At 31.0% G+C, this 14,098-nt stretch carries 10 protein-coding genes; 8 read left to right on the top strand and 2 right to left on the bottom strand.

Annotated features, from left to right (window positions below):
* The first annotated feature begins 38 nt into the window (after positions 1–38).
* Both ACNFIH_RS02270 and ACNFIH_RS02265 read left to right on the top strand, forming a co-directional pair.
* The gene (locus ACNFIH_RS02270; protein ID WP_426485296.1) at positions 39–2,264 is read left to right on the top strand and encodes a DNA/RNA non-specific endonuclease; all 2,226 of its coding nucleotides are present in this window, start codon (positions 39–41) and stop codon (positions 2,262–2,264) included.
* A gap of 58 nt (positions 2,265–2,322) precedes the next feature.
* The gene (locus ACNFIH_RS02265) at positions 2,323–4,215 is read left to right on the top strand and encodes a hypothetical protein (RefSeq protein WP_426485295.1); all 1,893 of its coding nucleotides are present in this window, start codon (positions 2,323–2,325) and stop codon (positions 4,213–4,215) included.
* 140 nt (positions 4,216–4,355) lie between these two features.
* Here the strand turns inward: ACNFIH_RS02265 and ACNFIH_RS02260 are convergent, their stop codons facing one another.
* Complete coding sequence (locus ACNFIH_RS02260) at positions 4,356–4,733, bottom strand: helix-turn-helix domain-containing protein (protein ID WP_426485294.1); 378 nt, start codon at positions 4,731–4,733, stop codon at positions 4,356–4,358.
* A 261-nt stretch (positions 4,734–4,994) separates the two neighbouring features.
* Here ACNFIH_RS02260 and ACNFIH_RS02255 point away from each other — a divergent pair, with 261 nt between their 5' ends.
* The 4 genes from ACNFIH_RS02255 to ACNFIH_RS02240 all read left to right on the top strand — a co-directional run bounded on the left by ACNFIH_RS02255 (position 4,995) and on the right by ACNFIH_RS02240 (position 10,978).
* Positions 4,995–5,165 carry a hypothetical protein gene (locus ACNFIH_RS02255; RefSeq protein WP_426485293.1) on the top strand — a complete coding sequence of 57 codons (171 nt, stop codon included), beginning with the start codon at positions 4,995–4,997 and terminating at the stop codon, positions 5,163–5,165.
* A 108-nt stretch (positions 5,166–5,273) separates the two neighbouring features.
* Positions 5,274–6,425 carry a lanthionine synthetase LanC family protein gene (locus ACNFIH_RS02250; protein ID WP_426485292.1) on the top strand — a complete coding sequence of 384 codons (1,152 nt, stop codon included), beginning with the start codon at positions 5,274–5,276 and terminating at the stop codon, positions 6,423–6,425.
* 48 nt (positions 6,426–6,473) lie between these two features.
* On the top strand, positions 6,474–9,329 hold the full coding sequence (locus ACNFIH_RS02245) for a thiopeptide-type bacteriocin biosynthesis protein (protein ID WP_426485291.1): 2,856 nt from the start codon (positions 6,474–6,476) through the stop codon (positions 9,327–9,329).
* Positions 9,326–10,978, top strand: coding sequence for a S41 family peptidase (locus ACNFIH_RS02240; protein ID WP_426485290.1), 1,653 nt, complete (start codon positions 9,326–9,328; stop codon positions 10,976–10,978). The genes ACNFIH_RS02245 and ACNFIH_RS02240 overlap by 4 nt, the downstream gene beginning before the upstream one ends.
* A gap of 81 nt (positions 10,979–11,059) precedes the next feature.
* On the opposite strand, the gene ACNFIH_RS02235 is transcribed toward ACNFIH_RS02240, so the two are convergent.
* The gene (locus ACNFIH_RS02235; protein ID WP_426485289.1) at positions 11,060–11,689 is read right to left on the bottom strand and encodes a nitroreductase family protein; all 630 of its coding nucleotides are present in this window, start codon (positions 11,687–11,689) and stop codon (positions 11,060–11,062) included.
* A gap of 269 nt (positions 11,690–11,958) precedes the next feature.
* Here ACNFIH_RS02235 and ACNFIH_RS02230 point away from each other — a divergent pair, with 269 nt between their 5' ends.
* Positions 11,959–13,011 (top strand): DUF1852 domain-containing protein, encoded by a 1,053-nt coding sequence (locus tag ACNFIH_RS02230; protein WP_426485288.1) that lies wholly within the window; start codon positions 11,959–11,961, stop codon positions 13,009–13,011.
* Positions 13,012–13,042: 31 nt separating this feature from the next.
* Positions 13,043–14,074, top strand: coding sequence for a methionine synthase (locus ACNFIH_RS02225; RefSeq protein WP_426485287.1), 1,032 nt, complete (start codon positions 13,043–13,045; stop codon positions 14,072–14,074).
* Positions 14,075–14,098: the final 24 nt, after the last annotated feature.

Genomic DNA, 14,098 nt, shown 5'->3' with positions numbered 1-14,098 from the left:
AAATAATTAGAAAATAGGTAAACTTAAAAAACAAACTTATGCTAAAAGTATCTAAAGAACAATTACAGAAAGAAACCAATCAAGATGTTAAAGACACCGCGGCCGTTTCTGTAAATGCAAATGAGGATTTTCCTATTGATGGTGAGCTTGGCGATAGAGAAGACTTAAACGTTGTTTCTCCCGAAAATCATAAGTTCAATGGCAATCGCATTGTAGCTGAATCAATACCACATATTACAGAAGAAGAAAATCAAAAAAGGAAAGAGAACAGGAAGGATATGCTTGCTTCCAAAACTGCTGAACCTGTTGATTTTGCTTATGAAAGAGCTATTGGAAACAATGATTCTTTGTACAGTAATTTTATTGAACTCATTGCAATTACTAAAAGAAAAGTCGCCAGAATAGTGATTAAAGAAAATGGTAAAAAAACTGGTTTTGCTACTGGTTTTATGGTTTCTAAAAACTTAATGCTTACCAATTGGCACGTTTTTAAGACTAAGGAAATGGCAACCGAAAGCGAGGCTCATTTTTTTTATGAGTATGACAATTTAGGACATCCTATTGATCCGGTTATATTTAAAATGGACGCTACAAAATTCTATAACAATGAAGAACTCGATTATTGCTTTGTTGGAATAGCGCCTATCGATGTAGATAATAAATATTCTTTAGATGGAATAGGTTATTTATATCTGGATCGGCTAGTAGGTAAAATTGGAGAGGTAAATGTTGAAAAACTTAACATTATTCATCATCCTTTGGGAGATTATAAACAGTTGTCTATCAGAGAAAATTTGTTTGTTGGTATAGATGATTTCAAAATTTATTACAAAACAGATACAGCTCAGGGAAGTAGCGGAAGCCCAGTGTTTAATGACCAGTGGCAGGTTGTAGGTCTTCATCATAAAAGTATTGCTAAAATGACCAAAGATGGCAAGCATTATTTAGATAAAGATGATAATATAATCCCAGAATATGATGGTAAGATTGACATTACTAAAGTGATCTGGCTTAAAAATGAGGGAATCAGAATTAGTGCAATTTTAAAGCATGTGAGAGAAAAAAATCCTAATGACCCCATAATTACAGCAATTGAGCAATTACCCCAAAAAGAAATTTTGCATTTTTCGATTAATGATACAGTTGTAGATACTGAACAAAAAAAAATAGTAAACCAAGATGTTATGGAAAATAATAGCAAGAACATTTTAATAAGCGTCCCTGTTGATGCTTTGAGCAGTGAAAAAACTATAGATATCAGTTTGTCAACTAAAAAAATAGGTGGAATTGGAGTTTCAGGACCAAAAGACAATAATCCGGATAATAAAATTTCTGATGAGGCCTTTAAAACGGGTAAAGAAGACGGGATGGATTTTAGTGCCTGTAGTGGATATAGCGCTGATTTTCTTGGGATAAATGTTCCAATGCCAATACCCAAAAAAGGAAGTGACATTGAAGAGGAAATAGCAAAGCTAAAGGACAAATCAATAATACTTAAGTATTTTAATTACAGTGTTATTTTTAATGGCGTTAGAAAAATGCCTTTAATAAGCGCTGTGAATGTATCGGGCGATCCCGCACTTCGAATAGATGATACAGAACGCAGCGATGACTGGCTTCGTGATGCTAGGATAGATAAATCCTGCCAGCTCGACGATAAGTTTTATGCAAAATCTAATTTTGACAAAGGCCATATGAGTCGCTATCAGGATGCTAAATGGAATATTCCTGCCTCAAAAGATAATGAGTTGCGTAATGGCATTTATACTTGTTTTTATTCCAATGCATGTCCACAAGTTCCGGGATTGAATCGTGCAGGTGGAGTTTGGGGAAAACTTGAAAAAGCAGTTTTAGAAAAAGGGGTTAAAAGACAAACTGACAACGACGAAACTAAAATGACTGTTTTTAACGGACCAATTTTCGATAAAAAAACAGACAAAATTTTCAGAGGCTTGAGAACACCCATGGATTTTTTTAAAATAATCGTGTGGCTTGATGACGAAGACAATTTAAAAGCCACAGCCTTTAGATTATCTCAAAAATTGCTGGTGAGTAATATTCATTTTGATGAAAGTCTGCGAGAGGATTTAGAAGCACTTGACATAGATCAGGTGGTAGAATTTAAAAATTACCAATGCACTATTAAAAGTATCAGTGAAGCAACAGAAATTGATTTTCAGGGCTTAGAAAACTACGACACTTTCAAACCAAATAATGGTGAAGAAAGTTTGATTCTGACGGATGAAAAATCAATAGTGCTTTAGATTTCGATCAAAGTCAAAAATGTTTCCAAGAGTGTTGTAAAATTTAAAAACAGAAAACATGGCGAAAATTAACAATGATTCGGAAAATGAATTCCATGTTGGAATTACTATGGCAGGAGCTGTTTCAGCTGGATGTTACACCGCTGGAGTAATGGATTATCTTTTTGAGATACTGGATTTATGGGAAAATGCTAAAGAGGGCAAATTTCCAGCAGATTGGAGCCCGGAATTAAAAAAACTTGTTCCTAAGCACAAAGTTATCATTGATGCAATGGGAGGAGCTTCAGCGGGTGGAATGACAACCGTAATGGCAGCAATTTATGCAATGAAAGGGAAAATTAATCCGGTCAAAGATCCTTCTAATAAAAGCAGTATAAAAAAGAATTTGCTTTATGATAGTTGGGTGTTAATGGGAGATTCTGAAAATTCTAATATCAAACTATTTGAGAAAATTTTAGAATTAGATGATTTGCAAGATGGCAAAATAGCTTCGTTGTTGAATTCAAACTTTATCGATTCTATATGCGACGGGGCTTTCATTGATGATTCGCCTAATGATAAAAAACTTCCAAATTACATTTCTACTGAATTAGAAGTCCTTCTATCACAAGCCCTGTTGAGAAGTATTCCGCTTTCGATTGATTTTGATAATGCTTTTGGTAGTCTCAGAAAAAAAGACAATTATCCTAACTACAATACTTTTGAGCATTTTGTTATTTCTCACTTTAAATTAGACTATGATCAAAAATTGCACAAAGATTTTTATTTGCCCTTTGATCCTTTTAAAAACCAAGTAGATATTGATCGATTAAAATTGGCCACAAAAGCTACAGGTGCATTTCCTATTGGTTTAAGCTTTCGCAAGTTTTTTAATAATGAGTTTACTTCAGAGTATATTAAAAATAATTCCAGAAAATTAATCTTCAATAAAATATCGCCCGAAAATATTCCTCCTGAACCTGAATTTCTTTGGAAAGATTTACCAGACCCGTTTAATTTCGTTGGAGTGGATGGAGGAGCAATAAATAATGAACCGATTGGGGAAGTACTGAATGTTTTAAAAGAAAGATATGGTGAAAAAAATAAAAACGAACCTGATAAGTTTGCTCTAATAATGATTGATCCTTTCCCAGATCATATTTATGATAAAAACGTTAAACATCCTGAAGATATTTTTAGCATTATACCTTCAATTATTGGTACTTTACAAGACCAATCAAAACTTAAAAGAAGGGAAATGCTAGAATTTCATACTGAAAAATATTTCAGAGGTGAAATTTTTCCTGTTAGGTGGTATGAAGATAATAATGGAGATTTTCAACCTGAAAAGGATGCAATAGCATGCTCCTCTGTCTATGCTTTTGGAGGTTTTTTAGATATAAATTTCAGGCATCATGATTTTTTCTTAGGACGAGATAATGCAAGAAACTTTTTCAAAGTCTATTTCTCGTTTGAATATGATCCAAAAAATAAGAATGTACATCCAATCCATAGCAAATGGTCTACCGAAATGGTGAAAGCTTTTAAATTCACCAGAGATAAAAAGGTTTTTCTTCCTATTATTCCTGATTTGCAAGAATTAAAAATTAAAATGGATAATGGAAATAAAAATCGAAATCCATATGAACGCACTGTTGAAAAATGGCCGGTCTATAATCCCGAACCATTATTTGCGTTGGCACCAAAAATTGAAGAGCGAGTTAAAAAAATGCTGGAGCTTACAATAGTAAAATTTAGTGATGAAACAAAAAAATCAAAACATCCAATAACTGAGAAATGGATTAAAAAATATTACCATGAAGGTCTTTTCCAAAGAATAAAAGGCTGGTTGGGAAATATCCTGATTAAGGTTATTATAGCTACAAATAAAAAAACTATTGCAAACAAAGTTGCTAAAGCTACAATTGAATGGATTCTTAAAGATTTAGAAGATAAAAATATGATTAAGTAAGTTAAATCATAATTCTAAAAATAAAAGGGATATAGGTGTTGCTTCCAAGTCTTTTTTATACAGTTGGAAATGATTGTTTTGAAACAGATGCAATCATCATATATTAAAAGATAATGAATATTTTTACAAGAAATTATTGTTTATTTGGCTAATTTTCTCTTTAACTGATTGATTTCTTTATTTTTGTTATTAATCTCATTTTTTAGGAAGCTATTTTGCTCTCTTAATAATTCTGATTGTGTCTCTAAAGATTTTATTAACTTGAAAATATTTACATCATTTTCTATATCATTTTTCTTCACTTGATCATGTTTTACTTCTTTCTCTTCTCCAATTAATGTAGTTAAGTCAGTAGATAAAATAGTAGATATTTCTTTTAAAATTTTGATATCAATTTTATATTTATTGTTTTCAATTTTAGAATAGGTTGATTGGCTTATTCCTAACTTTTCATATATTACTACAGATTTAATGTCCTTTGCTAGTCGTATTTTTCTAATTAATTCACCTATATTCATAAAATTTTAAAGAATTTTAATTTACATGTAACTTTTGTAAATGTATTAAAATTCTTAGTCTATTTTTATTTCATGGATAAGAATTTTTATAATTTTCGTAAAATGTTAGTAAGAAATATAATATACTAAAACAAAATAGCTGATATTCTTATTTGTAATATTTTATTTAGTTTAGGAATTTTATATGTTACTAATGAATAGATAGACAAGTTTTAAGTTTTTACTTTTCGGTCTTTATTAATCTAAATATTTAAAAAAATTATGAAAAAATTAGAATTAAAAAATCTGACAGTAAAAAAACTGACTAAAACTGAATTAGGAAACGTTAACGGAGGAGATCAGGGGAAGATTCAAACTTCTGGACCATGTAATCAAGCTTCAACTTGGCCAGTGAAGTGTACTTCAAAAGCTTGGAACTGTACTACTAATTAAACTAAGAAATACAATTTTAAAAGAGTGATTTTCATAATTTATGAAGATTACTCTTTTTAATTTAGTGTAAATCATTGCTTTTTAGAATTAATAAAAAGTTTTTATAATATGGATGAAGTAGTATTTAGAATAGAGAGTGATATATGGGAATTAGTACCTGACGAAAAGAAAATTGGTATTATGGATGGGTTGTCAGGTATAGCTCTATTTTATTATAATCTTTATGAAGTTTTTAAAAATGAAGATTATAAAAATAAATTACTAATAATTATCGATAGAATTAACACATTAATACAAGAAGAGGAGACGTCAGCGACTCTATGCAGTGGAATTGCAGGATATGGATTAATGCTTTTAAGAATAAAAAATAATTTTATTGATGTTGACGAAGAATATTTTACAAATATTGATTTATTTCTGCAAGGTGAACTTGATGAGTTAACATCTGAAAATAAATACGATTATTTACATGGCGCAATGGGTATAGCTAAATACTTCTTAGAGCGTTACAAAACTAAAAAGAACGATTTAGTAATTGAAATTCTATATAAATTTTCACAAGAGTTTATTGAAAAAATTAATACAAAGTTTGAAGATGTTGTAAGAGAACCTGTGTCTACTGATCAGCACTGTTATTATTTTGGTTTAGCTCATGGGGCTGCTGGGTACATAAATTTTTTAATTGATTTAAAAAGAAATTTTAAGGAAATGAAACTAGATATAAAAGAACCATTATCTATAATTTCAGATTTCTTAACGAATTATAAAAGGGGCCATGCTAGTTCAAAACAATTTTATCCTAATTTAATTATTTTAGAAACAGATCTTCAAATTGAACCTATTGTTAGTTGGTGCCAAGGAGATTTGGGGATATCTAATGCGTTATTTAATTTAGGTCTTTATCTTAACGACAATTCTATAAGTTGTGAAGCAACTGAATTAGTTAACAATATAATTCGCATTTTACCTTCTGATTCAGGAGTAAAAGATTATACGTTTTGTCACGGTTCTATTGGTATAATTCTTCAGTATGATTTGGCTTCATCTAATATGAATATAAATTTGAATGATTCGATTAAAGAATGGAATAATGTTTTATCTCAACAGACTAATAATTTTAGTGAGTTGTTAACATATTATAATGGATCGTATATGAAAGAAATTAATCTTTTAACTGGTTTAGCAGGTTTGGGTATGGGAATGCTGACTTTAAAAAAACAGAGTTCATTCCAATGGTTGGATATTTTTAATTTACATTAATAGTTATTAACCATAAAATAAAACGAATATAGTAATCCAATAACGCATATGATTTTTTTTGATAATATAGTAAAACGAGTTGCAAATTTTTCGATTCAATCATACGAAGAGAATAGAAAGAATAAAATCAATTTTTTTAAAACCAATGAGTTATTTAGACTTTCCATTTTAGTCTCATCTAGAACATTATATGAAGATGTTACTAAAAGTAAGGATGATAAAATTAAAAAATCGCTTTCTAAATATTTCATCAGGGCACATTTTAATCCTACGCCATTTGGTGTTTTCAATAGTGTTGGAACTATTAAGTGGGGGAACTCAACTGTAATAAAAAATGAAAAGGTACTTGCATTAAATGTGAAGTATGACAGCTTGTTTTTGTCAAATCATTTAAATTCAATTTCTGGAAATGAATGGTTAGAAAAAATGTATTGTATTAATCCCTCAATACATTTTTTAAACAAGTCAAAAATAAGTTTTTTTAAATCAGATATACATAATGGTGATAAGGTGGAGCAACAGCATGTTGAAATTGATTATGATAATGATTTAGAGTGGTTAGTAAATAGATTTAAAAAACCTACAGTTCTTGAAGATGTTTTAAATGATATAATTTTAGAGGGTTTTGAAATAGATGAGGTGAAATCTTACTTAAAAAATGTTGTTGATTGCGGATTGATCATTGAATATTTTCTTTTTTACCCTTACGCGGAAAAACTATCAAAAGTAAATAAATACTTAGATTCTAAATTGGTGAGAAAAGATCTTTATATACTAGAAGGATCAAATGAAATTAAAAATTTTTCACAACAATACTTAAGTGAACAAGACAGCTTTTTTAAACTTGAAAATAATGAAGGTAAGTATTCGCACGCAGTCAATACATACGATAAAGAAGGTGGTACTTTAGATTTTGATTTTAAAGAAAAAATAAGACGCTATATTGATTTTACTATTCAATATAACTCGCATACTTCTTATAGAAATGACACATTAAAAAAGTTTATTGGTAAAATAGGTGAGCGTTATAATGATGGATTTATACCAATAAGTAAAATTTTTAATCCATATTCAGGATTAGCATATACATCACTGGTAGAATCTTATGATTTAGAATTAGATAAAGAAGTTCTGCAAAAGATTTTAGCTGAGTCAGAAGATGATATATATTTGAATTTGCCATTAAATTCGAATATAGAAAAAAAGACAAATAAGCTACCTGCTTCATTCAGTGTAATGGCTGAAGGATTAATTTGTAAAAAAACAAATGCGAAAGTATTGTATATAAAATCATTAGGTTCCAGTTCAGCTTTGAATTTAATAGCACGATTTAGTGATATTACAAATAGTATTTGCCAAGAGATTGTTGATTTCGAGAAAGAAATGAATAGTGAAAAAATTTTAGCAGACATTAACTGTATTGGTACTTTTAGGAGTATAAACGTAACTGCTAAAAAACAATTCTATGACTTCTCTATTCCAATCAATACATCGTTCGATGACGAAAACGCCATATTGCTTTCCGATATATTCGTGCATTTAAATGGCGGAAAAATAAGACTTGTATCTCAAAAGCATAAAAAGGAAATTTTGCCAAAAATAACTTCGGCATTAAATCCTATTCTTTCTGATTCAGAGATATATAGGTTTTTATGTGATTTTGAATACTACAATCAGGAAATATATGGAGTTATTTTTAATTTTAATTCATATAGTTATTTTAAGCCTTATGTTCCTAGAATTTACATGGAAGAGAATGTGCTGCTTTCGCCCGCACAAATATTGCTGGTAGATAAAGATTATACATTTGCCGAGTTTGTAAAATATGTATTAGGAAAGATTAAACAATATAATTTCTCAACATTGATTAATATTGTGGAAAGACAAGGGATTCTTGTACTTGATACAGAAGATGAAGATGACCTAAAGATTCTCTATGAAAAGATCAAAGCAATTAAGCTCGTTTATATATCTGAGTCGTTATATGAATTTTTTAATCCTATTGTTAAAGATAAAGGCAGTTCCAATTACTCGCATGAACTGGCAGTGGGTGTAAAAAACACGAACTATTTCAGACAAACAGTTCCTTATGGAGATATTGAGGAAATTGCAAATAATAATTTAAATATTCCTATAGTCTCTGATTGGTTATATGTAGAAGTGTTTACAAATTCATACTCAAATAAAGATATCTTAAAATATGTCCATAATGAGATTCTTGCAAATATCAAAGTTGATCTCTTCTTTTTTGTGAATTATTACAATCCCGATAAATGCCTGAGATTACGATTTAAGACTAAATCTCAGAAAAATAAAGAAGATATAATTGGTAAAATACATGAGTTAAAAAATATAAATCTTATAAGTAATTATCATATATCGCTTTACAACCAGGAAATACACAGGTATGGAGGCATCAGGTTAATGGAAGTAGCAGAAGATATATTTAATCTAGATAGTTTAAATGTTTTAATGACTATGATTAACGGAGAATTAAATGATGATTTAATTAAAATGACGGGGATATTAAAAATAAAAAGCTATCTCGAAATCTTTGATTTTTCGTTGGATGAAATGATTGACTATTGCGAAGATTCAATTAATATGTTTAAAAATGAATTTGATCTGACTTCAGATTTAAGAAAGTCATTTAATAAAGAATTCTTAACTATTAAATTTTTGATTAATGAATTTCAGTTCTCCAACTACCTAAATAATGAAAAGATAAAAAAGAGTATTGAAAGAGAGCTAGACGATAAATTTGCAAAGAAAAATTATGTGTCAATTTTGATTCATATGAGTATGAATAGACATTTTGAAGATAATCAAAGGTTTAATGAATTTAAAACCTATTATTTGACTAAGTCCTTTTTAAATCAAATAAAATTTACAAAAAAAGCATGATGAGAAAGTTGAAATTACTTTTATTTATCCTGTTTCTGCAGATCGGATATGCCCAAAATGATGTTAGTGAAACTAAAAAGTTAGTCGCGACAGCTAAAGTTTGGGGCTTTTTAAAGTATTATCATCCAAATGTGGCCGATGGAAGTAAACAATGGGATAATCAACTTATAGAAATTTTACCTAAGATTGAAAAGGCAAAAACAGCAGCCGAATTCTCAAAAATTATTGAAAACTGGGTAGATTCTTTAGGAGCGGTTAAGGAAATGAATATTGTTCCTCCTGATCTTGTTTATTATGATCGTAATTTTGATTTATCTTGGATAGTTGAAAATGAATTATTCTCTAAAAATCTTTCTCAAAAGCTTAAATTCATAGAAGTTAATAGATTCCAAGGAGTGCCATATTATGTTGGAAGTACTGAAGCAGGAAATATATTTTTAATGAATGAAAATTTTGCTGATTTTCAATGGAATAAAAAGGATTTACGGTTATTAGCTCTTTTTCGATATTGGAATGTTATTGAATATTTCTATCCTTATAAATATTTGATGGATAACAAATGGGATAGAACCCTTGAAGACATGCTGCCTAATTTTTTAAATTTTAAGCATGAAGATGATTTTAAATTAGCAATGCTAAAATTAGTTGTTCGTATAAATGATACTCATTCATCATTTTATTATACAATGTCTAAAAATATTGGGAAAATGAGAAAATTCCTTCCTGTGAAATGTATTATTCTGGATCAAAAAATGGTGGTGACAGAAATTTTAAGTGATACATTAGCCGAACATTATGACATTAAGATTGGTGATGTGATTAACAAAGTTGATGGAAAAACTATTGCGCAAATTATTAGAGACGAAAGACCATATATAAGTGCTTCAAATGAATCAGCATATCTTCTAAATCTAGTTTCTGAAATTTATTCTGGTTATAATGATTTTATAGACTTGGAGTTCACGCGCAACAAAATTACCAGCAGCAAAAGAATTGAATGTTTTGACTATAACATATCACATAGTAATGAATTTAAAAAATCTAAAAAGGAAAAATACTATGTACTAGAAGATAATATAGGTTATGTAAATATGGGCAAACTCAAAATATCTGAGGTTCCTCTAATGATCAATAAGTTACGCGACACACAAGCTATAATATTAGATTCCAGGAACTATCCTAAGGGGGCTAATTTTGAAATTTCTAAATTTCTAAATTCAAGCCCAAAACCTTTTGCCAAATACTCAATTCCGGATCTCAGTTATCCAGGTAAATTTTATTGGCAAAAAGAATTAGATATTTGTGGTACGGAAAATAAAAACAATTACAAAGGTAAAGTAATTATATTAGTAGATGAGAATTCATTAAGTCAATCTGAATGGGCAACAATGTGTTTTCAAACCGCAGATGACGCCAAAGTAATTGGCAGTCAAACAGCGGGAGCAGATGGTAACACCAGTCATATCGATTTTGTTAAAGATTATGATGCGCCTTTTTCAGGAATAGGTGTTTACTATCCCGACGGTAAAGAAACTCAAAGAATTGGAATTGTTCCTGATATAGTTGTAAAACGTACTGTTTTAGGCATACAACAGGGAAAAGATGAAGTTCTGGATCGGGCAATTTTCTATATTAAAAATAATAAATAAAATTTTAGATATGAAAACGAGAATTGGATCTACAAGGTTGAACGTATACTTTTACCGTAATAATTAATATATCTAATAACATTAATAAACTTTCGTTATCATTTCATCTATAGGCAAACGAACTTTTTTCGTAGCTGCCATATAGTCTTTTTCCGAATCACGATATCCTAGAGCGAGGATAACTGTAGAATGCAACCCTTTTTCTTTCAAACCCAAAACTTCATCGATAGTGGCGGCATTAAATCCTTCGATAGGAGTGGCGTCCACTTTTAATTCTGCCGCAGCAATAAGTGCAGTTCCTAGTGCAATATAAGCTTGTTTGGCCGCCCAAAGTGCTTTTTGCTCTGCGTTAATAGAGCTAAAATAGGAATGCAATCCATTTCTAAATCCTGATAAAGCACCTGCATCAAGACCTCTTTGTTTTTCTGTCATTGCCATGTAATTGTCAATGTAAGTTGAAGTCATGTCATTGAATGCAGCAAAAACCAACAAATGAGAGCAAGAGCTAATCTGTCCATTATACGAATCAGCACCTAATTTTTTTTGGATTTCTGGGTTGCTTACAACAAAAACACGATAAGATTGCAGACCACAAGAAGATGCTGAAAGATTTATAGCCTCTAAGATCTGATCGATCTTCTCTTCTGTTACTTTAATGTTATTGTAAGCTTTTGTGGCGTAACGCCATTTTAAATTTTCTATCAAATTCATTGCTATGTCTATCTTAAAATTTTGGCAAATATAAATTTATTTGTTTTGTTTTTCTAGGCTTGAATTGCTATGGGAAACTTCAAATCAGTCATATCCTAGTTCTCTAAAGAATAATTATCTGTTTTCCTTTCTTATTATATTTATAAAAAGATTAATAATCTTCAAAAGTGTATTAAAAAAGAATAATTAACTGTATTTTTTATTTTGATAGGATATTAAATCTTTTGTTTTAAAATTTGCAGGGTAAAAAAACTAAACCTTGTCATCAGATGAAAGCGAACATACAAGAAGATTTAAGAATAAGCGAAAAGGAGAATATTGAAAACACCCAGAATACAATTAAGAATGATTTTGCATTCACACTAAAGAGCACTTGTTTAGATGAAAATTATCACCCCTCAAGTAAAACGCGTTTGACAACCAATTTTGCCAACTTGGCCAGAGGAGCTAATCGCCAGCAAAACTTACGCAATGCCTTAAATATGATTAACAATCGATTCAATGCATTAGCTCATTTGGATAATCCAAAAGCGGATCGTTACCATGTGGAACTTGAAATCCTCACAGTAACAATGAGTATTGATGATAATAATGGTAGTAACGATCTACCGATGATTGAAGTTTTAAAAACAAATATTATTGACCATAAAACTGGCCAGCAAATCGAAGGAGTTGCCGGAAATAATTATTCCTCTTATGTTCGGGATTATGATTTCAGTATTTTATTGATTGAGCACAATAAAAACAAATCTAATTTTTCTATTCCTGAAAATTTTGGTGATTTGCACGGAAAACTTTATAAGTGCTTTGTGAGTTCTGCCACTTATCAAGAGCACTTTAAGATGTCACCGATCATTTGTCTAAGTGTATCGAGCAACAAAACTTATACTCGCACGGAGTATCAGCATCCGGTTCTGGGTTTTGAGTATCTGCAGAATGAGTATTCTCTCACTGATGAATATTTCTCTAAAATGGGCTTAAAAGTTCGTTTTTTCATGCCTCCGAATAGTGTGGCACCGATGGCTTTTTATCATTCCGGAGATCTGCTTGCTGATTATACAGACCTTGGACTAATCAGCTCAATCAGCACGATGGAGACTTTCCAGAAGATTTATCGTCCTGAAATTTACAATGCAAATTCAGGGGCTGGGAAAATCTATCAACCTAGCCTTAAAAACGAAGATTATTCACTGACCCGCGTGGATTATGACCGCGAAGAGCGTAGCCGATTGGCTATTGAACAGGGTAAATATGCAGAAGAGCATTTCATTAAGCCTTACAAAAGTCTCTTGGAACAATGGTCTGCTAATTTTACCCTTTAATTGATTACAACGCATTTAAAATTATACTATTATGAAGAAATTATTATTACCCACCTCTATTGTTGGAAGTTTACCTAAACCTGCTTGGCTTGCACCACCCGAGAAACTTTGGTCACCTTGGAAATTAGAAGGCGATCAGCTACTTGAAGGTAAACAAGATGCATTACGCATTTCTCTGCACGAACAACAATTGGCAGATTTAGATATCATTTGTGACGGCGAGCAGACACGCCAGCATTTTGTAACGACTTTTATCGAGCATTTAAGTGGTGTAGATTTTGAAAATCGTAAAACAGTAAAAATCCGTAACCGTTATGACGCGAGTGTTCCAGTGGTTGTAGGTGAGGTTGCACGTCAAAAAGCAGTTTTTGTTGAAGATGCTAAATTTTTACGTAAACAGACTAACAAGCCTATAAAATGGGCATTGCCAGGTCCCCTGACAATGGTAGATACCTTGTACGACGACCATTATAAAAGCCGTGAAAAATTGGCTTGGGAATTTGCGAAAGCACTCAATGAAGAAGCAAGAGAACTTCAAGACGCAGGGGTAGATATTATCCAGTTTGATGAACCTGCATTTAATGTGTTCTTTGATGAAGTAAACGATTGGGGAATGGCAGCATTAGAAAGAGCTATTGAAGGTCTACACTGCCAGACTGCGGTTCATATTTGCTATGGTTATGGAATACAGGCAAATACTGATTGGAAAAAGACATTAGGTTCGGAGTGGCGACAATACGAAGAAATTTTTCCAAAAATTCAAAAATCTAAAATTGATGTGGTGTCTTTAGAATGTCACAACTCCAATGTGCCTTTAAATTTAATGGAACTTGTTCGTGGTAAAAAAGTAATGGTCGGTGCCATTGATGTGGCAACCAACACTATCGAAACACCTGAAGAAGTAGCTAATACCCTGCGTAAAGCTCTTGAGTTTGTAGATGCCGAAAATCTTTACCCTTCTACAAATTGCGGTATGGCACCACTATCTCGAAACATAGCTAGAGGCAAGTTAAATGCTTTAAGCGCAGGAGCAGAAATCATACGCAAAGAACTTGGGATTTAGTCTCAATATATTAATAATAGAGTC

This window comes from Flavobacterium sp. 2, from assembly GCF_049949195.1.
Lineage (GTDB): Bacteria > Bacteroidota > Bacteroidia > Flavobacteriales > Flavobacteriaceae > Flavobacterium.
This window is presented reverse-complemented; position numbering and strand designations above follow the sequence as displayed.

Coding starts and splice junctions, on each gene's coding strand:
- ACNFIH_RS02235 (WP_426485289.1), bottom strand. CDS start 11,689: ATGAATTTGATAGAAAATTTAAAATGGCGTTACGCCACAAAAGCTTAC.
- ACNFIH_RS02265 (WP_426485295.1), top strand. CDS start 2,323: ATGGCGAAAATTAACAATGATTCGGAAAATGAATTCCATGTTGGAATT.
- ACNFIH_RS02255 (WP_426485293.1), top strand. CDS start 4,995: ATGAAAAAATTAGAATTAAAAAATCTGACAGTAAAAAAACTGACTAAA.
- ACNFIH_RS02240 (WP_426485290.1), top strand. CDS start 9,326: ATGATGAGAAAGTTGAAATTACTTTTATTTATCCTGTTTCTGCAGATC.
- ACNFIH_RS02245 (WP_426485291.1), top strand. CDS start 6,474: ATGATTTTTTTTGATAATATAGTAAAACGAGTTGCAAATTTTTCGATT.
- ACNFIH_RS02270 (WP_426485296.1), top strand. CDS start 39: ATGCTAAAAGTATCTAAAGAACAATTACAGAAAGAAACCAATCAAGAT.
- ACNFIH_RS02260 (WP_426485294.1), bottom strand. CDS start 4,733: ATGAATATAGGTGAATTAATTAGAAAAATACGACTAGCAAAGGACATT.
- ACNFIH_RS02250 (WP_426485292.1), top strand. CDS start 5,274: ATGGATGAAGTAGTATTTAGAATAGAGAGTGATATATGGGAATTAGTA.
- ACNFIH_RS02225 (WP_426485287.1), top strand. CDS start 13,043: ATGAAGAAATTATTATTACCCACCTCTATTGTTGGAAGTTTACCTAAA.
- ACNFIH_RS02230 (WP_426485288.1), top strand. CDS start 11,959: ATGAAAGCGAACATACAAGAAGATTTAAGAATAAGCGAAAAGGAGAAT.